Below are 21995 nucleotides of genomic sequence, written 5' to 3'. Positions count from 1 at the left end.
GGGTGGAACCACCGCTGCGAGTCCTGGTGGTCACGACCGTCCACACGCCCCTGGACGCCCGCATCCACCACCGGCAGGTGCGGGCCCTGCGCTCCCACGGGGCGCAGGTCACCTACGCGGCGCCGTGGTCGGCGACCGGCACCCCGCCGGACGCGGCTGCCGATGGCGTGCGGACGCTGGATCTGCCCCGTGCCGTCGGCCGCCGCCGCGTCCGTGCGCTGCGCGCCGCCCGCCGGCTCGTGGCCGCAGAGGGGCCGCGTCACGACGTGGTGCTGCTGCACGACCCCGAGCTGGCGCTGGCGGTCGCCGGGCAGCTTCGCCAGCTGCCTCCGGTGGTGCTGGACGTGCACGAGGACACCGCCTCGTCGCTGATCGACCGTCCGTGGGTCCCGGGGCCCCTGCGCCCGGTGGCAGCCGCCGCGGCCCGCCGCGCCGAGCGGTGGTCCGAGGAACGGCTGCACCTGCTGCTGGCCGAGCGCAGCTACCAGGAACGGTTCACCCGTCCCCACCCGTTCGTGCCGAACGTGCCGCCACCGGCGCCGATCGAACCGCTGCCACCGGGAGACCAGCGGGCCGTGTACGTCGGCCGGATCGCGGTCAGTCGCGGTGCACGTGAGCTGTTGGCCGTCGCTGCCGCGATGCACGGCGAGCTCACCTTCGAGCTGATCGGCCCGGTCGACGGCGACGTCCGCGCGGACCTCGAACGGGCCGTGGCCGCCGGTCACGTCGACTGGGCCGGCTTCGTACCCAACGACCAGGCCCTGCCACGGGTCGAGGGTGCGGCCGCGGGCCTGTCGCTGGTGCACCCGCAGCCGAACCACGCGGGGTCCCTCCAGACCAAGGTGCTCGAGTACCTGTCGCGCCGCGTCCCGGTCATCACGACCGACCTGCCGGTCACCGGCCCGTTCGTCCGCGAGCACGACGTCGGGCTGACCGTGCCGGTGGATGCGTCGGGGGCGGACGTCGACGCGGTGGTGGCGGCCCTCCGGCACCTGGTGGCGGATGGCGAGGACCGCCGCGCCAAGGCGGACCGCGGCTACGACCTCGTGGTCCGCGAGCTGAACTGGGACGTCGCGGGCGCCGCCTTCGTCGCCGAGCTGGAACGCATCGCCGAGACCGCCGCGTGAGCCAGCCGCTGCCGCCGCTGCCCGACCCCGCGCGTGTCGCCGTGGTCGTCCCCGCGCGTGACGCCGGGGTGACCGTGGCGATCGCCCTGCGGACCGCGCTGGATCAGCAGCCGCCGGTCGACGAGGTCGCCGTGGCGTGCGACCCGGACGACAGCTCCACCCGGGACGCGGTCGCACCGTTCCTGACCGCCGACCCTCGCGTCCGCCTGGTCGACGCGCCAGGCGGCCGCACCCCGGACGCTCTCAACGCTGCGATCGCTGCGACGACCGCGGAGGTGGTGGTCCGCCTCGACGCCCACGCCGAGCTGCCTCCGGGCTACGTCGCTCGCGCCGTGGCGACCCTGCGCGAGACGGGCGCCGGCAACGTCGGGGGCCGGCAGGTCCCCGTCGCCGAAGCCGGCTTCGCCGGGGCAGTGGCGGCGGCGATGACCTCGCCGTTCGGGGCGGGGGGAGCGGCCTACCGGACGGGATCCGCGGCCGGACCGGTCGACACGGTCTACCTCGGGGTCTTCCGGCGTCGGGCGCTGGAGGCGGTGGGCGGCTACCACCCGGGGATGGACCGCAACCAGGACGCCGAGCTCAACCTGCGCCTGACCGCCGCCGGCTACCCGGTGTGGTTCGAGCCGGCCCTGTCGGTGGCCTACCACCCGCGCACCAGCGTCCGGGCGTTAGCGGCGCAGTACCACCAGTACGGCCGCTGGCGGCGGGTCACCGCCGCCCTGCACCCCTCGTCGCTCCGGATCCGCCAGCTCGCGCCACCGGTGCTGGTCAGCGCGTTGCTGCTGGCGCTCCTCCAGGCGATCTTCACCGGCTGGTGGTGGGTCGCCCTGACCGCCGCGGTGGGGTACGGGGTGCTGCTGCTGGCCGCCGGTCTGCGGGCCGCTCCGCGGCTGACGGCCGTGGTACCCACCGCCGTGGCGCTGGCCACGATGCACCTGGCGTGGGGGTTAGGCTTCCTGTCAGGGCCTCCGCGCGACGCGCCCGGCCCCACGCGCAGCTCGGACGACCGGTGACCGAACCCCTCGCCACACCTCGATCCCACGACGATGCGGTCGACGGCGATCCCACGGGTGAGCTGCCCCTGCTGGCCCGCTTGAACCGTCGTGGGTTCCGGCTGGTCATGGTGATGGACGTCGTCGTCCTCTACGGCATCGCGGTCGGCACCATGCTGGTCCGTGACGGGTTCACCTGGCGGAACTACCCGGTACCGCTGTACCTGACGTCCTTCGCCTTCGTGACCCTCCTGTTCGTGGCGACGCTGTACTTCGGCGGGCTCTACGAGCGTGAGCCGCGGCTCGGTGCCCCGTCGGTGCTGCCGCGAGCCGCCAGACAGACCCTCGCGGCGGGCAGCACCTTCGCCCTGCTGACGCTGGTGCTGACGCCGATCGCCAACGAGCTCGGCCTCACCACCCAGCGTGCTCTACCGATCCCGATCATCAACCTGGTGGTCCTGATCGTCCTCGGCGCCATGGCGACCGCGACCAACCGGCGCGTGGCCAGCATGGTCCGGACGCGCCGTGAGGGCCCGCCGAAGGTGGTCGTGGTGGGTGATGCGGCGGAACTCGAGGTGGCACGTCAGCACCTGGCCGAGGACGCCGAGCGCGTCCGGGTCGTCGCCGAGCTGACCGACCCGTCGCGGACCGTCGAGGAGGTGCTGCGCACCGAAGCGACGGACGTGGTCCTGCTCGCCCGTGAACACCTCGATCCGCTCTACCCCGACGTGGTCGAGGCGCTCGACCGGGCCGGGATCACCGTCCTCCTGCGGGTGACCGCCCGCGAGACCATGTTCGGGCTGGAGCGGGTGCGTGAGGTCGGCGGCCTGCCGTTCGTGCTGCTGCGGTCACAGACCATCCCGGTCTCGCGCGCACGGTTCAAACGCTTCTTCGACGTCACGGTGCTGACCGTGGCCGCGCCGGTGTGGCTGCTGGTCCTCGGTGCCGTGGCCGTCCACCAGCTGATCGTGGTCGGACGTCCCCTGCTGTACTGGCAGGAACGCGTCGGGGTGGCCGGCCGTCCGTTCCGGATGGTCAAGTTCCGCACCATGGTGCTGGACGCCGAGGCGGTCGGGGGGGCGCAGCTGGCCGAACGCGAGGACCCGCGGGTCATCCCGGCCTGCCGGTGGGTGCGTGCCACCCGCATGGACGAGCTGCCGCAGCTGTGGAACGTCCTGCGCGGCGAGATGTCGCTGGTCGGGCCGCGGCCCGAGCGGCCCGAGCTGACGGCCGCGTTCGAGCGTTCGATCCCCGGGTACGCCCGCCGCCACGAGCTGCCGCCGGGCCTGACGGGCCTCGCCCAGATCCACGGCCGCTACCACACCGACGCCGAGTACAAGCTCGGCTACGACCTGCAGTACCTCGTCAACTGGTCGCCGGTGCTCGACCTCGAGATCCTGTTCCGCACGGCCTGGGTCGTCATCGCCCGCCGCATCTGACGCACGTCGGTCCGGACACGACGGTGCCCCGCCGACCTCGGCGGGGCACCGTCCGGCTTCCCGGCCAGCAGGTCAGGGCAGCGGGCTGCACTCACCGTGGTCCCAACCGATCCGGAAGAGATCCCGCCCTTCGAAGCCGTAGAGCCGGCATTCGGCGTCGAGGGTCAGGAACGGGCCACCGAACGTGTCGCTATTGGGGCTGATCTCGCGGAGCCTGCTTCGTCCCGTGGTCGCGTTGCGGTCGACCTGCGCGAGTTCACTCGCGCGCGCGAACACCGTCGGCGCGCTGGGGTCGAGTTCGCCCACCGAGCTCAACGCGTCGCCGATCGTGTAGTTCCCGATCGCACGCTCGCGGACCAGCTTCCCGCTGTCGTCCATGTCGAGCTCGATCACGCCGGTGCGGTTCACGTTCGTCCCGTCGACGGTGAGTCGGCCGCTCCAGACCGCCACGACCCGGTCGCCGAGCACGTCGATCGCCACGATGTCGCGGTTGCGACGGTCGTGGTTGGACGGCGCGGGGTTGTGCCACGCAACCACGCCCGTGGTGTGGTCGATGGCCTGCACGCCGCCCCGTGTGTCACCGATGATGACCAAGTTGGGATGATCGTCACCCGCGACGGCAAGTGCAGATGCCTCGATCGCCCGGTTGTTGGCGTCGCGGAGCTCTCGCCCGTCCTCGGGACTGATGGCGCCGCCGCTGGGGTTGATGGTGAACAGGCGGCTGGCTCGGAAGCTCGGGAGGCCGGAGATGCTCTGCGGGTTGTCATCGTCGCGAGCGATGATGTGGACCCGGTTGGTCCGGGTGTCGAACTCCGCCGCAGCGGGGCGCTTGAAGGCCTCCTCCCAGCGCACCACCAGCTGAGCGCTGCTCGCGCCGGGGGCGATCCGCCACAGCTGGGCGAAGGGGTAGGTCGCGGCGTAGGTCGTCCCGTCGGGACCGGAGGTCAGCGCCTTCGCCTCGCCGGTGAGCAGCGCCCTGCGTGCGGAAGCTGGCTGTTCCCCGGTGATGTCCCGGAGCGCGACCAACCCGCTCGTCCCGACGGCGAGGCTGCGGTCGTCAGCGTGCAGGCTGTGCGGCTGCAACGCCCCGGCCTGCGCGCCGCGCTGCACGATATCGGCAGGGGTCCGGGCGCCTGGACCGAGCTCCCAGACCATGCCCTGGGTGGTGACACCTCGTAGGCGTCCGTCGGACTGGATCTCGACGAAGCGACTCGGCTGGTTCGTGACGGGCGAGCCCAGGCTCCGGGGGGCGCCTGTCGCGGTCCCGGTGCGGGGGACCGTCGTCTCGTAGACGCGTCCCGTCTGTCCGGTCGCGACGACGCGGGTGCCGCGGACCGCGACGGCGTCGATACGTGCCTCGCCGGCGACCCGCTGGTCGACCAGCACCCGTTCGGTACGACGGTCGAGGACCACGAGACGGGAGTCCGGGGTCGCCGACGAGCTGTCGGTGCCGAAGACGACGTAGTCGCTGTTGACCGTGAGCGCGAAGATGCCCGTCGCCGGGGCGACGGAGTTCGGCGTCAGGTGGCGGACGTCGCGCTGAGGTACGTCGAGTCGGTCGCCGGGAGCGAACGCGTACAGGCGTGCTCCGCCGGTCTGCTGGCCGAGCCCCACGTAGAGGGTGTCGCCGTGGACCGCGATCTGCTTGACGTCAGGACGCAGGCCGTTCGCGAGCGTCGGCAGGCAGGGTGCCTCGAAGAGCACGTTGGCGACGTTGCCGTTCGAGCTGATGCGGTGGACGACGTGGCGCGGGTCGTCGAAGCCCCGGGTTGCGAGTCCCATCTCCTCGCGCAGCCAGCCGACGGCGTGAGCGCGCGTGCCGGCCCAAAGGCGGGTGCCCTGGGTCGCGAGCGTCCAGAACTCTCCGCCGTTCTGGACCTGGGCGAAGGGCTGGGCCGTGCGCGCCGCGCCGTTGGGCGCATCGGCCCGGTACCGGAAGACGTTGGGACCGGTCACCCGGCCCGGTCGCGGGTCGTCGCTGCCGGTGCGGGCGACACCCCACTGCCCCGCGTAGACGTGGTTACCCCGAGTCGTGGTGGCCCAGGTCCGGGTGCCGGCTGGGATGGTCGTCGTCGCCGAGCCGTTGTTGTTCGAGGTCAGCCGCACGCCACGGGACTCGACGAGGCTCTGGGAGTGGATCTCGAGGCCGTGGCCGGTGCGGATGGCGGACGTGACCGGGAACCCGACGGCTGCGGGCCCGATCGCGTCGTCCACCTGAGTCGCCTCCAGCTCGGCGCCAGCTGCGGAGCCCTCGGCCGTCGCCGCGGCATCGTCGAGCTCGGCGAGGTCCTCGCTCTCGCGGTCGAGGACGCTGTCGTCGGTCGTCGTGGTGGTCTGCTGCTCGGTCGAGCTCGTGCTCGCGGTGCTGGCCTGCGAGGTCTGCGGCGGGCAGGTCACGAGGCCGAGGCCGCGCACCAGGAACGACGCCATCTGGTCACGCTTGACCAGCTCGTTGGGGCGGAAGGTGCCGTCGTTGAACCCCTGGGTGATCCCGGCGGTCGCGAGCGCGGAGATGGCGTCGGCGTGCACGTAGCCGCTCGGCACGTCGCGGAAGCTGCGGTCGCCCGGGGGCAGGTCCAGGCCCTTGGTGAGGAACGTCGCCATCTGTCCACGGGTCACGAACTCCAGGGGCCGGTAGGTCCCGTCGGTGAAGCCCGTGGTGATGCCGGCGGCGGCGATGGCGCCGATGGCGCCGTTGTGCACGGACTCCCGGGGGACGTCGGGGAAGTCGGCGCGCTCGCGCTTGAGGCCGAGGGCCTCGGTGAGGAAGGTCGCCATCTGGTCGCGGCGGACGTCGCCGCGGGGGCGGTAGGTGCCGTCCGGGTAGCCCGTCGTGATCCCCTCGGCGGCGATGAGTTCGATGGCCTCTTCGTGAACGCTGCCGTCGATGTCGGAGAAGCGGCTCTGGGCCTCCGCCGGGGTACCGGCGGAGGCGATCAGGCCCGTCAGTACGAGCGCGAGGACGAGAGCCCACACGCCGAGCGTGCGGGCAGCAGTGATGTTCACGGACGTTCCCCCCGGGGACGTGAGGCGTGCGCGAATGCGCGGGAGCGGTCGGCGAGTACAGGCACGAGGTGGCCTGCAACCTAACGAGTCGGGCGAAGGTAGGGGTTCCCGACGCATCGTGTGCACGGGACGGTGCGGTCACGGCGCACACCGGACACCGCCCTGGCCAGGGTTAGGCTCGCCGCCCTCCTCACCACCGTCGCCGACCACGGAGCCCACCGTGCCGAGCACCTCCCGCGGCCCCCGGGCGCTCGTGCGGCGGGCCACGGCCTCCCCGTGGGTCCGTGCGGTGGCGCAGGCCACCCGGGCGCGTCGGTCGATCGCCGCGATCCGGCGGTCCGGGCTGTTCGACGAGGTCTGGTACCGGTCGCAGCTCGACGTCGGTGAGTCGGTCGACGATGCGGTCGTCCACTTCGTCCGCGAGGGTGCCGCGCGGGGCCTGCAACCCCACCCGTTGTTCGACCCGGCCAGCTACCTCGAGGTCGATCCGGCGGCGGGGCGGTCCGAGGCGGACCCGTTCACCCACTTCCTCACGCGCGGCGCAGGGCGTCTGCTGGACCCGCACCCGCTGTTCGACGGTCGGCTGGTGGCCGAGCGACACCCGGAAGCCGCGGGGCACGAGCACGGCCCCCTCGGGTGGTACCTGGCGGACCCGACGCGCAGCCTGCCGGCGCCGACGGCCCTGCTCGAGGGCACCCCGGACCTGACGCCAGCGGCGTACCTGGACCTCGTCGGTGAGGTCGCGTCATCGCACGCCGCCGTGCCGAGCTACGACGACTTCCCCCGCGTGCGGGACGACTTCGACCACGCCGCTGCCACCGGCTTCGTGGGGCGGATGCGCGATGTGGCGGCCCGGCTCGATCCGCCGCCCACCGTGTCGGTCGTCGTGCCGACACGCGATCGGGCCGGGGTCCTCGGGGCGGCGATCGACTCGGTCCTGGCGCAGACCTGGCCGCACCTCGAGCTGCTGATCGTGGACGACGGCAGCACCGACGGGACCGGCGACCTCGTCGCCGGCTACGACGACGACCGGGTGCGCTACGTGCCGCTGCCGGCCTCCGGGGTCTCCCGTGCCCGCAACGTCGGCATCGAGCACGCCACCGGCCGCTATGTGGCCTACCTCGACTCCGACAACACCTGGGAGCCGACCCACCTCGAGGTGATGGTCGGCTTCCTCGCCTCCGAGGGGCTGCGGGCCGGCTACGGGGCCATCGAGCTCCACCGCGAGGAGGGTGTGGCCTACCGCGGCGTGCCGGTGGACCTCGGCGCCCTCCGGGAACGCAACTTCATCGACCTCAACGCGCTGGTCCACGAACGGTCGCTGGTCGACGAGGTCGGGGCCTTCGACGAGCAGCTGCGCCGGGTCGTGGACTGGGACCTGATCCTGCGCATCACCGACGTCACCGACCTCGGGTACGCGCCGTTCATCAGCGCGCGGTACGACGATCGCCAGGACCGCGGCGACCGCATCACCTACTCCGAGACCCCGGGCTACGTGGACCTGGTGCGATCACGCCGGCTCGTCGACTGGTCGTCGGCGCCTGCGGTGACGCCTGGACGTGACTCGCTGCTGCTCGTCGCGCGTCAGGCCGACGGCGAGGGTGCGGCCCTCGCGATCGCGACGGCCGTGCGTGCACACCTCGCCGAGGCCGACGGGGCGGGTCGCGACCTCGAGATCGTCGTGGTCGACGACGGGGCCGACCGTGCCGAGGCGCTCCGGTTGCGGCTGCTCGCCGCGGTCCACCCCGACCTCGTCTTCGAACGCCTGTCGCACCGGGTCAACCTCGCCACCGCCCTCGACCTCGCGGCCACCCGCGCCTCGGGGGACGTGCTGACGGTCGTCGATCCGCTGCTCGACGTCGACCCGGCGCCGCTGGCCGCGACCGCGCAGGCGGTGCGCGACGGCGAGGCGACCGCGCTGCAGCCGCTGCTGGTGTCGCACCACGACGGGACGGTCGTCTCCAGCGGGTGGCTCACCGCCGAGGACGGCGTGCCCGTGCAGGTCGGATGGCAGCTGGCACCACACGACGCGTTGCTCGTGGACCGCCGCGGGCGTGACGCCGTCGAGCTGGCGGCCTCTGCGGTCGCGACGGCCGCGTTCAGGGCGTGCGGCGGGTTCCACCCCGTCTACACGCGGATCGGCGCGGCACTCGACCTCGGCCACCGCCTGCGCGCGGCCGGAGGCAGCTGCGCGGTGCTGCCCGAGGCGCTGGCACCGGTCGACGTGCGCCCCTACCACCGCCGGTGGCAGCTCGGCCCGGACGACGCACGCGAGCTGCGTCGCCGCCACCCGGACCTCCCGGCGACCCTCGAGTCGTGGGTCGAGGGCACGGGTGTCGAGGTCACCGGGGCCACCCCGGTGCCGCGCCCGGTCGTCCGTGGGCCGCAGCGGTGGGTGCCGGTCATCCGGCGCTGGGGTGCACGACCTCGCCGTTGGGCCATCAAGATCGGCGCCGAGGACCCGGCGTCCCGTGAGGAGTGGGGTGACTGGCACTACGCGGTCGCCCTGCGTGACGCTTTGGTGGCCCTCGGGCAACACGCCGTGGTGGACCTGCGGCGCGGCTGGTACCGGACGAGCGCAGACCTCGACGACGTGGACGTCGTCCTGCGCGGCGTGGCGCCCTACGACCCGGCACCGGGACGACGCAGCCTCCTGTGGGTCATCAGCCATCCCGACGAGGTGACGGCCGAGGAAGCGGGCCGGTTCGACCACGTCTTCGTGGCATCGACGGTGTTCGCCGCGGAGGCGGAACAGCGCTGGGGCCGACCGGTCGAGCCGCTGCTGCAGGCGACCGATCCGTCGCGGTTCAGCGTCGGCGCCGACCCGGCGCTGCGGACCGAGGTGCTGTTCGTGGGCAACTCGCGGGGGGTGCGCCGCCGCATCGTCGCTGACGCCATCGACGCAGGCCTCGAACCAGCGATCTGGGGTGCCGGTTGGGACGGTCTGGTGCCGGCCCACCTGGTGCGCGGTACCCACCTGCCCAACCACGAGCTCGCACGGCACTACGCGTCGGCGGACGTCGTCCTCGCCGACCACTGGGACGACATGCGCGAGCGCGGGTTCGTCGCCAACCGCCTGTTCGACGCCGTCGCAGCCGGCGCCGCCGTGGTCAGCGACGCCGTGCCCGGGGTCGAGGACCTGTTCGACGGCGCGGTCCACACCTACCGGGATGCCGGCGAGCTGGCCGACGTCGTCGCCGCCGCCCGGCGGGCCCCACGACCGCGGGGAGCCGAGGCGGTCGCCGGCCACACCTTCCTCGACCGGGCCCGTCGCCTGATCGCGTGGGCCGACGAGCGACGCTGAGGCCGCGCGGCGACAGCCTCGCCGTCAGTCGGGGGTCGGGGCGCCGGGGAGGCCCGCGGCCGCGAGGATCTCGCGGACCGTGTCGGCGTCGAGGCCAGCGGCGCCGAGGGCGACGCCCAGCCGGGCGCCGAGGAGGGTGGCACCGCACCGCGGGCAGAAGTTCGCGCGGCCGAGGTCACCCTCGAGCACGACCCCGCAGCGTGGGCACGCCCCGACGATGAGGCGCTGGTCGACCCCGACGTCCTTCAGGGCGTCGACGTAGCCGCGGGCGTAGTCCCAGGGCACGTAGCGGTCGGGCTCGGGCTGGAACGCCGGCTCGTGGACCGGGGTCTCGCCGGTCTCGAGCAGCAGCTGCAGGTTCTCGCGCAGCATGTCCCAGGGGAAGTAGTGCTCCTCGACGCAGTCGTGGCACCACACCGCGACGCCGCGGTAGCCCTCGGCCTCGAACGTCGACCGGAAGTCGGCGAGGTCGGTCAGGTCCTGGCGGACGAGCGCGGTCTCGTGCTCGTCGAGCGGCTCGTCGTCGAAGTGCTCGTCGTCCGAGCCCTCGTCGAAGCCGCCCTCGTCGAAGTCGTCCTCGTCGCTCACTGCACCTCCGGGTCCGCGCCCGACCGGGACGCTCCGGGCCAGCCTACGCCCGTCGGGTCGTGCCTCGCCCGGTCGGCGCCTACCCTGCCCACGCCCACGTCCGCGCCACGTCCGGAACCCCCGTGCTCGAGACCACCATCGGCGGCGCCAAGCGCGCCCGCATCGGCTACGAGCTGGACGACCTGTCGCTCGTGCCGTCGAAGCGCACCCGGGGCGCCGACCTCGCCGACGTGTCGTGGAAGCTCGACGCCTACCGGTTCGGTCTGCCCATCATGGCGTCGCCGCTCGACGCGGTCACGTCCCCGGCCACCGCGGCGCGCCTGTGCGAGCTCGGCGGGCTCGGCGTCCTCAACCTCGAGGGCCTCTGGACCCGCTACGAGGACCCTGAGGAGGTGCTCGGCGAGATCGCCCAGCTGACCCCCGGGACCGACGCGACCGTCCGGCTCCAGGAGCTCTACGACGAGCCCGTCAAGGAGGAGCTGATCGGCCGGCGGGTCGAGGAGCTGAAGGCCGGTGGCATGGCCGCGGGGAGCCTCACCCCCGGCAAGGTCGAGCGCTACCACCACGCCGCGCTCGAGGCCGGTCTCGACCTGCTGGTGGTCCAGGGGGTGGTGGTCACCGCCCAGCACGTCACCGACGAGGACCACGAACCCCTCGATCTGCGCTCGTTCACCGCCCGCTACGACATCCCCGTCGTGGTCGGCGGGGTCGCGTCGGCGAAGTCCGCCATGCACCTCATGCGGACCGGCGCGGTCGGCGTGCTGGTCGGCCTCGGTGCCTCCTCGGTGTCCACCACCGAGGCGGCCCTCGGGATCCACGTGCCGCTGGCGACGGCCATCGCCGAGGTCGCCTCGGCGCGCAGCCGGTACCTGGAGGAGTCCGGCCGGTACGTGCACGTGATCGCGGCCGGTGGCATCGGTACCGGCGGCGACCTCGCCAAGGCCATCGCCTGTGGGGCGGACGCGGCCATGCTCGGACGCCCGCTCGCGGCCGCCGACGAGGCACCGGGTCGCGGCGCGTACTGGGGGGTCTCGGCGGCGCACCACACCCTGCCGCGCGGCCGCTACGACCGGGTCGAGCCGCTGGGGCCGCTGCAGGTCATCCTCGAAGGGCCGGCGCACCGCGACGACGGCAGCGTCAACCTCATCGGTGGGCTCCGGCGTGCGATGGGCGTCCTCGGCTACGAGTCCCTGTCGAAGCTGCACCAGGCCGAGCTCGTCGTCCGCGCCCGCTGAGGTGACCGCGGCCGAGGCGCGTCGCGTCCCGGTCGGTCTCGACCGCGTGCTCGGCGACCCGGCGCTGTGGCTGTTCCTCGGCGCCGTCGTCCTCGGTGGGACCCAGACGGTCGTCCTGCACGCCGGTGCTCGCCCGTTGATCGCGGCGCTGCCCTACGCGGTGGCGGCCGTGGTGGTCGCCCTCGGCCAGTCCCTGCGGGTCGGCCTCGATGCAGCTCGCGGACACCGGTGGCTGGTGGGGCTGGGTGTGGCGCAGGTGGCGCTGGCGCTCTGGGCGCTGCAGGCGTTCCTGCGCGGTTTACCGGCCGGGATCGGCGAGTCGTCCGGCTTCTACCGGGTCAAGCTCCTGGTGACCACGCCGCTCGGTGACCACAACACAGTGGCCGGGTGGTTGCTGGTCGGCGTGGTCGCCACGATCGTGCTCGCGCAGCAGGACTCCAGGTGGTGGTGGGGCGTCGCGGCGACGGTCGCAGGTTCCGTGGCGTGCCTGTCGCGCGGTGCCGCCGCGGTGCTCCTGCTCGTCGCGATCGGATCGTGGCTGGTGGGCACGCGGCGACGGGTCGCGCTCGCCCTGACGGCGGCGGCCGTGGTCGTCCTGGGGGCGGTCAGCGCGCTGGCTGTGGTCCTGGACGCGTCGCCGCCTGCCGGGGCGCACGTGCCGGAGGGGCGCGTCGGGACCTCCGTCCTCGGGCGGGTCGACCTCGCCGTTCGCGGCTTCGAGGTCCTCGCCGACGCTCCCGCCCTCGGCGTCGGGCTCGGTGGGTTCGAGGACGAGGCCGTCGATCTGCCGCCCCCGAACCACCACGCGCACAACGCGCTCGCACACGCCGGGGCCGAGGGCGGGGTGCCGCTGCTGATCGTGACGCTCGGTGTCTACGCCCTGCTGGCGCGGCGCGGCCTGCGGCAGCCCCGCGGGTGGCGGCGGGAGGTCACGCTCCTCGGAGGCGCCGGGCTGGTCGCTCACGCGCAGCTCGACATCCTGAGCGGTCTGCTCGGGACTGAAGCGCTGCTGGCGGCCTTGCTGGCTCTGGCGGGCTCGTCAGGTCGGGGGCTCTCCGCGTCGGCGTTAGGCTCGCATCGCCCTCCCGCCCGACAGGACCGCCCGTGAGCCAGCAGGTCGACCTCGACACCGTCCTGGTCGTCGACTTCGGTGCGCAGTATGCCCAGCTCATCGCCCGACGCATCCGTGAGGCCCGGGTCTACAGCGAGGTCGTGCCCCACACGCTGGCCGTCGAGGAGATCGTGGCTCGGCGCCCGAAGGCGATCGTGCTGTCCGGCGGTCCCTCGTCGGTCTACGCCGAGGACGCGCCACGCGTCGACCCGAAGCTGTTCGAGACCGACGTCCCCACGTTCGGGATCTGTTACGGGTTCCAAGCGATGGCGGACGCGCTCGGGGGCACCGTCGAGCGCACGGGCACCGCGGAGTTCGGCGGGACCCCGCTCGAGGTGACGGGGGTCGAGTCGACCCTGTTCCACGGTCTCCCGGGCGCGCAGTCGGTGTGGATGTCACACGGCGATGCCGTGACCGCCGCGCCGCCGGGGTTCGACGTCGTCGCACGCACCGACCACACCCCGGTGGCGGCGTTCGAGGACCCCGCCCGCAAGCTCGCCGGTGTGCAGTTCCACCCCGAGGTCATGCACTCCGAGCACGGCCAGGCCGTCCTCGAGCACTTCCTCTACGAGATCGCCGGCTGCCAGCCGACCTGGACGATGGCCAACGTCATCGAGGAACAGGTCGAACGCATCCGCGAGCAGGTCGGCGACAGCCACGCGGTCTGCGGCCTGTCCGGCGGCGTCGACTCGGCCGTGGCCGCGGCGCTCGTGCAGCGGGCCATCGGCGACCAGCTGACCTGCGTGTTCGTCGACCACGGCCTGCTCCGTCAGGGCGAGGCCGAGCAGGTCGAACGGGACTTCGTCGCGGCGACCGGTGTGGACCTCAAGGTCGTGGACGCCCAGGACCGGTTCCTCGACGCACTCGCCGGGGTGACCGACCCAGAGCAGAAGCGCAAGATCATCGGACGCGAGTTCATCCGCGTGTTCGAGCAGGCCGCCCGCGAGGTCGTCGCCGAGGCCGAGAGCGAGGGCACCTCCGTCGACTTCCTGGTGCAGGGCACGCTCTACCCGGACGTGGTCGAGTCCGGCGGCGGCACTGGTGCGGCCAACATCAAGAGCCACCACAACGTCGGCGGCCTCCCCGACGACCTCGAGTTCGCGCTCGTCGAGCCACTACGGACCCTGTTCAAGGACGAGGTCCGCAAGGTCGGCGTGCAGCTCGGTCTGCCCGAGCCCATCGTCTGGCGCCAGCCGTTCCCCGGCCCCGGACTCGGGATCCGCATCGTCGGTGACGTCACCCGCGACCGGCTCGAGACGCTGCGGGCGGCCGACGCCATCGCACGTGAGGAGCTGACCGCTGCGGGCCTCGACCGCACCATCTGGCAGTGCCCGGTGGTCCTCCTGGCCGACGTGCGGTCGGTGGGCGTGCAGGGGGACGGGCGCACCTACGGCCACCCGATCGTGCTGCGTCCCGTCTCGTCCGAGGACGCGATGACCGCTGACTGGACCCGGGTGCCGACCGACGTGCTGGCGCGCATCTCGACCCGCATCACCAACGAGGTCCGCGAGGTCAACCGCGTCGTGCTGGACGTGACCTCCAAGCCACCCGGCACCATCGAGTGGGAGTGAGGCGCCTGGCGACCGGACGGCGCTGCGAGGCACGTTCGGTTGCGAGAGGCCTTGGACGTCACGGGGCGGGGCGGTTCCCGGTCTCGTCGTAGTCGCTGAGCCGGGTCCGTTCGACGGTGAGCGCCAGTCGCAGGTCGGCGTAGGGCCACAGCGGCCGTGGTCCGCTTCCGTGCTGCACGATGCGAACGTGGATGGCCTCGTCCGAGGGGTGTGATCCACCCGCCTGGTAGCGAGGGGTGCGGACGCCGTCCATCTCCCCGCGCCGCAGCCGGAGCACGTAGCTGCCCTCGGGGATGACGAACCGCGACGTGTTCCCGTAGGCCGCGGCGAACAGCCCGTTGTACTCGTAGTAGGCCCACCGGCGTTGGTTGGCGTTGAGCCCCCGGGTGTGGTCGCGTACGACCACCGATGGCACCTCGCCGATCTCCGGTTGTGCCCGCAGCAGCGCCACCAGCTCGCCCTGCTTGCGGTGGTCGACGACGAACGACAGCGTCAGCGCGAGGCTCGTCAGCGCCGCGACTGCGACGCCTGCTACCGCCAGGCGGCGACCCGGCACGTCACCGAGCACGGCGGTGGCCAGGCGAACGAGCCCGACGCCGACCGTCGCCCACCCGAACGGCACGAGCAGCTGGTGGCGGGAGTTCCACGCGGCGAAGCCCGGCCGGTGCCCCGCAGCGAGGTAGGGCAGCTCCCCGATGGACACGAGGAGCAGGCCGGCGACGATCCAGACCGTCGCTGCGGTGAGGGCTCTGGGGGAACGCTGGTGTCGGCGGACGACGACCGCGAGCGCCAGTGCCAGCAGGAGCACGCGCAGCGTCGCTGTTGCCAGCCGTGACACGACGAGCTGGTTGTAGCCCTCGTACAGCCCGTACGGCGCGAACCAGGTCGCCTTCGCGGCGTAGAACACCACCGGTGCTGCCAGCAGGTACCACCGCCGGGCTGCCCACCGGACGATCCGGCCGGGCCGTCGGTCATCACCGAGCTCGAGCAGCAGCAGGTGTCCCACCGGCAGGGCCACGAACACCAACAGCGACTGCGTCGTGAAGCTGACGAACAGGAGCACGGTGGCAGCGACGACGGCGGCTGGCGGTGCCGGCGTTCGGCGGACCAGGAGCCACCACGCCGAGGTGAACAGCGCGAGGCTCAACGTGTACGGCAGCGTGATCAGCGCGTGACGGGCTGAGTTGAACGGCAGCACCAGGACGAGCGTAGCGAGCAGCCAGGCGTCCCTGGCCGTCACGGCCGGTAGACCGTGGAAGGTCGGGAGGCGCCGAACGATGGCGAACACGGCCAGCCCCACCCCGAGGAACGCCAGTGCACCGACGAGCCGGTAGGCCCACGGTCCTAGCTCCAGGGCTGCGAGGTGGAGGAAGCCGACCCAGGGCAGTCCGTTCTGCTGGAACCCGTCGAGCATCGCCTCTGTCGGGACCTCGACCAGGGTCCAGTCATCCCAGAACACCGCGTCGAGCATCAGGACCGCGCCACCCCACGCGACCAGGTACGCCCCCACCGAGCTGCCCACGGCGGCCTGTCGCTGGAGCTCGTCCGCCGGCCGGGCCGAAGCGGTCGGGCGCAGGGCGACGCCGGCTGCGGCCACCCCGACGGTCAACAGGAGGATGGTGGGCAGATGCACCGCCGCCAGGGAGAGGTGGACCTGTTGCCAACCGATCGCCACGACCGCGAGCGTGACGACCGCCACCGCGGCGTAGGCGGCTCGGTGCCCACCGTGCACCGGCGGCGGTTGGGCAGGCACGGCCGCGCGGGAGCGGACGGACGCTGGCGTGACCAAGGACGGCTCCTCGGTGGTGGGATGCGCGATCCGGCCGCGCGCGGGGTCACGTGCGATCGTTGCACATCGGCCCTGCGCCTCGGGCGCTAGGGTCCGACGGCCGCGCCGGCGGTCACCGCTGCGCGTCCGACGTCGGGACGAGGGGGAGGACGGATGCCGATCACGGCCCCGGTCCGGTCACCGCTCGATGCCGACCGCTTCGCGATCGAGGTGGCACGCCTGAGCCTGGCACCCGGTGACCGTCTCGACCTCGACGCCCCGCCGCTCGACAGCGGCGCGTACGACCTCGTCATCGCCCGCTGCGCCGCTGACGACGGCGCCAACATCGCCGCACTCGAGGCGGCTGGCGGCCGGCTCATGGACGTCCACGTCAGCTTCGATCGCGACCTCGCCGACGCCGACGCCGACCTCGATCCGGACGACGAGCCGATCGACGTCGCGACCGCTGCCGATGCGGACGCCATCTCGGCACTGTGCCGGAGCGCGTTCGCCCGCTCGACCGGGCACTACCACGCCGACCCGAGGCTGCCCGCCGATCGCTGCACCGAGCTGTACGCCGACTGGGGCCGGCGGCTGGCCATCGACCCTGCGGTCACCGTCGTGGTCCAGCGCGACGCGGGCGGCGGCATCATCGGCCTCGCGACGTTCTCCCTGGACGAGCCGGCGCAGCAGGCCACGGTCGCGCTCGATGCTGTGCACGAGGACCACCGCGGTACCGGGACGTTCGCCCGTCTCGGCCGACAGCGTCTCGCGTTGGCACGCCGAGCGGGCGCGGACCGTATCGTCACGGCGGTGCACCTCCAGAACGTGGCCTCCTGCCGTGCGAACGAACGGATCGGCTTCAGGATCGCGAGCGCCGAACTGACCTTCCACATCTGGCGACGCACCCCGGAGGGGGAGCTGTGAGCGATCGGTCCATCCGCTTCAACGTCCCGACCGTCGAAGGTCGCGAGCTCGAGCACGTCGCCGCGGCCGTTCGAGGTGGCCACACCGCCTCGTCCGGGCCGTTCACGGAGCTCGTCAGCACCCTCCTCGCTGAGCATCACGGGGCTCCCGATGCGCTGCTGACCACCTCCTGCACCGACGCGCTCGAGATGACGGCTCTGATGCTCGACCTCGGCCCCGGTGACGCCGTCGTCGTGCCCTCCTTCACGTTCGTGACCAGTGCCCTCGCCTACACGCGGACGGGTGCGCGGCTGTTGTTCTGCGACATCGAGCGGGACACCCTGGCGCTCGATCCGGTACAGCTCGAGCGACTGCTCGCGACCCATCCGAACGTTCGGTGCGTCGTGCACGTCCACTACGCGGGCATCGCCGGTCGCATCGCGGAGGTCGCCGACCTCGTCGCCCGCTACCCGCGGGTGACGCTCGTCGAGGACAACGCCCACGGGCTGTTCGGGATGGTCGGCGAACGCACGCTCGGGACCTACGGCCGCTTCTCGACCCTGAGCTTCCACGAGACCAAGAACTTCATCTGCGGCGAGGGGGGTGCACTGATCGTCAACGACGAGGCCGATGTCGGCCGTGCACACGTCCTGCTCGACAAGGGGACCGACCGCCGCGCCTTCTCCCTCGGACTGACCGACAAGTACACCTGGCGCGACACCGGCTCCTCGTTCGGTCTGTCCGACATGCTCGCCGCCTACCTATGGGGTCAGCTCGAGCAGCGTGAGACGATCCTGGCTCAACGACGAGGGGTGTTCGACCGCTACGCCGCGAGTCTCGCCCCGGTCGCCGACGAGGTCGGCATCCGCCTCCCCGTGGTGCCCGAGGGGCGCACGCCAGCGTGGCACATGTTCCACCTCCTGCTCCCCGACGCCTCGTCACGCGACCACGCGCTCGACGCGCTCCGGCGAGCCGGCGTTCACGCGACCTTCCACTACGTCCCGCTCCACCGGTCCGACGGCGGTCGCCGCTTCGCCGCCGCCCCCTCCGAGTGTCCGGTGACCGACGACGTCAGCGCGCGGCTGCTGCGCCTCCCCTTCCACAACCGCATGAGCGCCAGCGAGCAGGAGCGTGTCGTCGGAGTACTGCTCGACAGCCTCCGGACGTACGGAGGTGCGTCGGCCGCGACGGGATGATCACTCGGCGGCGGTGCTGGTGGTCCGGCGGATCGCCCACCGCGGCGGCTCGCGAACCTCGCGCATCACGAGGCCGAGGTACTCCCCGATGAGACCGACGCCGAGCAGCGTCGCCCCGCCGAAGAACATCACGGCGAGGAACGACGAGACCCATCCAGGCGGAGTCGCCACACCGGTCGCCCAGCGGGCGGTGAAGACCAGCGCTGCGACGAGCGAGAGGAACGCGCTGGCAGCCCCGAGGAGCGACAGCAGGCGTAGCGGCAGGGTGGTGCCGAGGAAGAGGGTCGCGAGCACGAGGCGGCTCCCTTCGCGCAGCGTGAAACCAGAACGACCCTCGGGGCGAGCGTCGTGTCGGACGGCGACGTTGCGAAGTCGGCCGGCCGAGCGCCCGACGAGTGCCCACAGGATCGGGGTGCGGGTGCCGTTGGCGACGACGGTATCGACCACTGGCCGCTGCATCGCCCGGAACGCGGTGTGGTGCAGGCCGCGCGGCGTGCCGTTCGCGAGGCGGTCCACCCAGCCGTTGAAGACACTGCCGAGGTTGCGGATCAGACCTTCGTCGCGGGGCCAGGTGCCGATCACGGCGTCCAGGTCCGGATCGGCGCGCAAGGCGTCGAGCAGCGTGCGGACCTCGTCGGGGGGCTGCTGGAGGTCGTCGTCCATGGTGACGACCACCTCGCCTCCCGCGTGCGCGAGCCCGCACATGGTGGCGGCCTGCTGGCCGTGGTTGACGAGCAGGTCGATGCCGCGGACCCGCTCGTCGGCTGCAGCGAGGCGCGATATCGCAGCCCACGTGTCGTCCGGCGAGGAGTCGTTGACCAGCACGATCTCGTAGGAGGCCTCGGAGGCCAGTGCGGCGTGCAGGCCTTCGACGAGCGTCGACAGGGTGGCCGCGGACCGGTAGCACGGCACGACGACGCTGACCGCCGGGACAGCACGGTCCGGCGTCGCCCTCACGGCAGGCTCTCCGCTGCCGCCGCTCCTGGCGGGTCGGTCGGCGCGTCCTGGGGGGCGGGCGAGCGGATCACGAAGACCACCCCGACGAGGATGAACCCGATCCCGATCCACCGCCCGACGGGGACCGGTTGTCCGAGGGCGAACCGGTCCACGAACGCGACCAGGATGTAGCCGAGGCTGTACAGCGGGATGACGGTCGACAACGCCTGGTTGCCGTACAGCTCGAGGCTGATGAGCGCGACGCCGACGAGGAGGAGGTTGCCGGCCCAGAAGGCCCAGTGGCCGAGGAGCGCCCACAACTGCGCCAACGTGCCGCTGGCGCCGAGGGTGAACCCGCCGACGCCGGCGATCGCGTGGCGCCACAGGAGCAGGCCGGCCACCCCGAGGCTGAGGGAGACGAGCACGAGGACGATGGCGCGCACTGGCGAGCTCCGGGGTGGTGGCGGCGTGGTGGGCACGGCGCTCATGATGCATCGCCGGGGGGGTGAGCCGGTTCGCCGGGAACTCGCGCGGCGAGGAAGATCGACGAGCCGAAGGGTAGATCCGTTCGTCGCAGCAACCACCGGTCGACCCGGGAGACCTTGATCAACCAGCGGTCGAGCCATGCCGGTAGCCGGGTGGCGGCTGGGTCCTCGGGGCGGCGCAGGCCGAGGCGGCTCCCCACGCGATCGGCGATGAACAGCGGCATCGTGCTCGCGAACGCGTACGTGGCCCGCTCGACGCGGAGCCCGGCTGCCTCGACGGCTGCGACGAGGCGGCGGCGCGTATAGCGCCGATGGTGGCCGGCGGCGACGTCGAAGCTGGTCCACGCCCACTGGTAGGCCGGGACGCTCACCAGCAGGACGCCACCCGGGCGGGCGACACGTCGGAGTTCGCTGATGACCGCCGCTTCGGACGGGATGTGCTCGACGACATCGAAGGCCGAGACCACGTCGAACGCAGCGTCGCGGAACGGCAGGGCGGTCACCGATGCGCAGATGTCGCCTTCCTCGAGCCCACCCGGGTCGAGGTCGACCGCGGTGCGGCGGATACCGGCGACCAGCCAGCCGACGCTCGGCCCGTCGGCACTGCCGACGTCGAGGAGGTGGTGGCCTGGGTGCAGGTACCGTGCGAAGACGGCGTGCATGAGGTCGCTGCGTGCCTGGTACCACCAGTAGCGAGGGTTGGCGAGCGAGGCCGATCCCGGCGCCTGTGGCCCATCCGGCATGCTGCGCTCCCCTCGTGGCGTGCGCACGGATGCGGAGCTGGCGCACGGCTGGTCCGCCGGTGGATGCTAACGGCCAGGTCCTCGATGACACGCCACACCGGCGATGGCCATCGGGCCCCAGGGCGACGGCCATCGTGGGGGGGCGTTCCGGTAGCGTCGCGCTGGTCTTGAGGAGCACCGACTGATGCAGTTCGACCGGGTGAAACGGCGCCTCCGACCGGTGAGCGGTCCCGCCGCGTCCGGTGCCGCCGACACGATGGCCGACTCATCGCCGACGGTCGGCGACGAACTGGCACGAGCTGCTGCTGAGGTGCGTTCGAGTGAACTCGAGCGTGCGGCTGTCCGGTTGCGTCGGCTGCGTGAACGGGCGCCGAACCAGGCGGTGGTACACCACCGGCTCGCCCGCGTGCTGGAGCGCCTCGGAGATCTCCCCGGGGCAACCGCGAGCTACGAGGACGCGGTGGAGCGTGACCCGTCGAAGGCCGCCTGGCACTTCCAGCTCGGCAACGTCCGTCAGCTGGCTGGTGACCTCGAAGGTGCCGCACGCGCCTACCAGGGTGCGGTCGACCGCGATCCGAGCCACGGCACGTGGCACGCCCGGCTGGGATGGTGCCGACGCAAGACCGGGGACTTCGCGGGTGCCGCTCACGCGTACCGCGAGGCGACGTTGCGCGATCCCTCGCGCGAGATGTGGCACTTCTGGCTCGGTGTCTGCCTCGAACGCGCCCGCGACTGGCCCGGTGCGACGGTGGCGCTGAAGCGCGCCGACCTCGTCGCGATCCAGCACGACCCGCCTCACGAACCACCCTCGCGGCGCCTGCCCTACGAGCGTCGGGTGTGGCTATCGCTCATCCGTCGCCCGCAGTACGGCTACGGCATCCACCGTGCCTGCCAGCTGGCGAGCAAGCTCGGCCTCTCCCGGATCACGGCGGTCGAGTTCGGTGTTGCCGGAGGGAACGGCCTGGTGGCGATGGAGACCAACGCGGCCGAGATCGCCGAGCTCACGGGCGTCGCGGTGGATGTCGTGGGTTTCGATACGGGTGGTGGTCTGTACGAGCCGATCGACGCGCGCGACATGCCGTACTTCTTCGCAGCCGGCGCCTACGCGATGGACGTGCCGGCGCTGCGGTCCCGGCTCCGACACGCCCGTCTCATCCTCGGCGACGCGACCGAGACGTTCGCTGAGTTCCTCGCCTCGGCGCCCGCCCCGATCGGGTTCATGTCCTTCGACATGGACGTCTACTCCGCGAGCAAGGGGGTGCTCGACCACCTCTCGGAGGGCGCCGACGATGCCTGGTTCCTGCCGCGCACCCCGGTCTACTTCGACGATGTCGCAGGCTGGCAGGGACAGGACTACAACCCGCACGCGGGTGAGCTCCTGGCCATCGAGGAGTTCAACGCCGAGAACCGCGACGTCAAGCTCGCCGAGGACCGCACCTTCCGGACGTTGCCGGTCAACCACACCTGGCACCACGGGGCCTACACCCTGCATCGGTTCGCCCACCCGCAGTACGACACCTACGTCAGCCCCGCGGACGCGGCGTCGCTGGCGCTGAAGCCCGGACCGGAGGGTTGAGCCCCGGGGGAC

General features: G+C 72.6%; 16 protein-coding genes. 10 read left to right on the top strand and 6 right to left on the bottom strand.

The features are described 5' to 3' along the window. The first annotated feature begins 2 nt into the window (after positions 1–2). From NITAL_RS01370 to NITAL_RS01360, 3 genes are read left to right on the top strand one after another with little or no spacing between them, the layout of a single operon-like run. Positions 3–1127 carry a glycosyltransferase gene (locus tag NITAL_RS01370; protein ID WP_211262142.1) on the top strand — a complete coding sequence of 375 codons (1125 nt, stop codon included), beginning with the start codon at positions 3–5 and terminating at the stop codon, positions 1125–1127. Beyond that, positions 1124–2140 (top strand): glycosyltransferase, encoded by a 1017-nt coding sequence (locus tag NITAL_RS01365; protein ID WP_052664304.1) that lies wholly within the window; start codon positions 1124–1126, stop codon positions 2138–2140. Before NITAL_RS01370 ends, NITAL_RS01365 begins: the two co-directional genes overlap by 4 nt. After that, positions 2137–3558, top strand: a complete 1422-nt coding sequence (locus NITAL_RS01360) for an exopolysaccharide biosynthesis polyprenyl glycosylphosphotransferase (protein ID WP_052664303.1) — start codon at positions 2137–2139, stop codon at positions 3556–3558. Before NITAL_RS01365 ends, NITAL_RS01360 begins: the two co-directional genes overlap by 4 nt. Positions 3559–3630: 72 nt before the next feature. Here NITAL_RS01360 and NITAL_RS01355 read toward each other — a convergent pair whose 3' ends face one another. Next, a complete protein-coding gene (locus NITAL_RS01355) occupies positions 3631–6564 on the bottom strand; it encodes an S-layer homology domain-containing protein (RefSeq protein ID WP_052664302.1) in 2934 nt (977 codons plus the stop codon). A gap of 220 nt (positions 6565–6784) precedes the next feature. On the opposite strand from NITAL_RS01355, the gene NITAL_RS01350 reads away from it, so the two are divergent. Continuing rightward, entirely contained in the window at positions 6785–9868 is a 3084-nt protein-coding gene (locus NITAL_RS01350) for a glycosyltransferase (RefSeq protein WP_052664301.1), read from the top strand. Between the two features lie 24 nt (positions 9869–9892). Here NITAL_RS01350 and NITAL_RS01345 read toward each other — a convergent pair whose 3' ends face one another. Next, positions 9893–10456, bottom strand: coding sequence for a DUF5319 family protein (locus NITAL_RS01345; RefSeq protein ID WP_052664300.1), 564 nt, complete (start codon positions 10454–10456; stop codon positions 9893–9895). A 122-nt stretch (positions 10457–10578) separates the two neighbouring features. On the opposite strand from NITAL_RS01345, the gene NITAL_RS01340 reads away from it, so the two are divergent. From NITAL_RS01340 to guaA, 3 genes are read left to right on the top strand one after another with little or no spacing between them, the layout of a single operon-like run. Further along, positions 10579–11691: a GuaB3 family IMP dehydrogenase-related protein gene (locus tag NITAL_RS01340; RefSeq protein ID WP_052664299.1), complete on the top strand. Its 1113-nt coding sequence runs from the start codon at positions 10579–10581 to the stop codon at positions 11689–11691. Position 11692: 1 nt separating this feature from the next. Then, a complete protein-coding gene (locus NITAL_RS01335; RefSeq protein WP_052664298.1) occupies positions 11693–12799 on the top strand; it encodes an O-antigen ligase family protein in 1107 nt (368 codons plus the stop codon). Beyond that, positions 12796–14373: a glutamine-hydrolyzing GMP synthase gene (guaA, locus tag NITAL_RS01330; RefSeq protein ID WP_052664297.1), complete on the top strand. Its 1578-nt coding sequence runs from the start codon at positions 12796–12798 to the stop codon at positions 14371–14373. Before NITAL_RS01335 ends, guaA begins: the two co-directional genes overlap by 4 nt. A gap of 58 nt (positions 14374–14431) precedes the next feature. Here guaA and NITAL_RS01325 read toward each other — a convergent pair whose 3' ends face one another. After that, the gene (locus NITAL_RS01325) at positions 14432–16126 is read right to left on the bottom strand and encodes a hypothetical protein (protein WP_157041551.1); all 1695 of its coding nucleotides are present in this window, start codon (positions 16124–16126) and stop codon (positions 14432–14434) included. Positions 16127–16315: 189 nt separating this feature from the next. On the opposite strand from NITAL_RS01325, the gene NITAL_RS01320 reads away from it, so the two are divergent. Together NITAL_RS01320 and rffA are read left to right on the top strand one after the other, a co-directional pair. Beyond that, positions 16316–17068, top strand: coding sequence for a GNAT family N-acetyltransferase (locus NITAL_RS01320; RefSeq protein WP_052664295.1), 753 nt, complete (start codon positions 16316–16318; stop codon positions 17066–17068). Then, entirely contained in the window at positions 17065–18243 is a 1179-nt protein-coding gene (gene rffA / locus NITAL_RS01315) for a dTDP-4-amino-4,6-dideoxygalactose transaminase (protein ID WP_052664294.1), read from the top strand. The genes NITAL_RS01320 and rffA overlap by 4 nt, the downstream gene beginning before the upstream one ends. On the opposite strand, the gene NITAL_RS01310 is transcribed toward rffA, so the two are convergent. From NITAL_RS01310 to NITAL_RS01300, 3 genes are read right to left on the bottom strand one after another with little or no spacing between them, the layout of a single operon-like run. Continuing rightward, a complete protein-coding gene (locus NITAL_RS01310) occupies positions 18244–19200 on the bottom strand; it encodes a glycosyltransferase (RefSeq protein WP_052664293.1) in 957 nt (318 codons plus the stop codon). Continuing rightward, a complete protein-coding gene (locus tag NITAL_RS27730; protein ID WP_052664292.1) occupies positions 19197–19622 on the bottom strand; it encodes a hypothetical protein in 426 nt (141 codons plus the stop codon). The genes NITAL_RS01310 and NITAL_RS27730 overlap by 4 nt, the downstream gene beginning before the upstream one ends. Before the next feature lie 41 nt (positions 19623–19663). Continuing rightward, a complete protein-coding gene (locus tag NITAL_RS01300) occupies positions 19664–20407 on the bottom strand; it encodes a class I SAM-dependent methyltransferase (RefSeq protein ID WP_052664291.1) in 744 nt (247 codons plus the stop codon). A 184-nt stretch (positions 20408–20591) separates the two neighbouring features. Between NITAL_RS01300 and NITAL_RS01295 the strand changes: the two genes are divergently transcribed. Continuing rightward, positions 20592–21983 (top strand): tetratricopeptide repeat protein, encoded by a 1392-nt coding sequence (locus NITAL_RS01295; protein ID WP_052664290.1) that lies wholly within the window; start codon positions 20592–20594, stop codon positions 21981–21983. Positions 21984–21995 lie beyond the last annotated feature (12 nt).

Origin of the sequence: Nitriliruptor alkaliphilus DSM 45188 (assembly GCF_000969705.1) — a bacterium.
In the GTDB taxonomy this organism is placed as follows: Bacteria; Actinomycetota; Nitriliruptoria; order Nitriliruptorales; family Nitriliruptoraceae; genus Nitriliruptor; species Nitriliruptor alkaliphilus.
The sequence above is the reverse complement of the archived record's forward strand: the minus strand, read 5'-3'. Positions and strand labels throughout refer to the sequence as shown.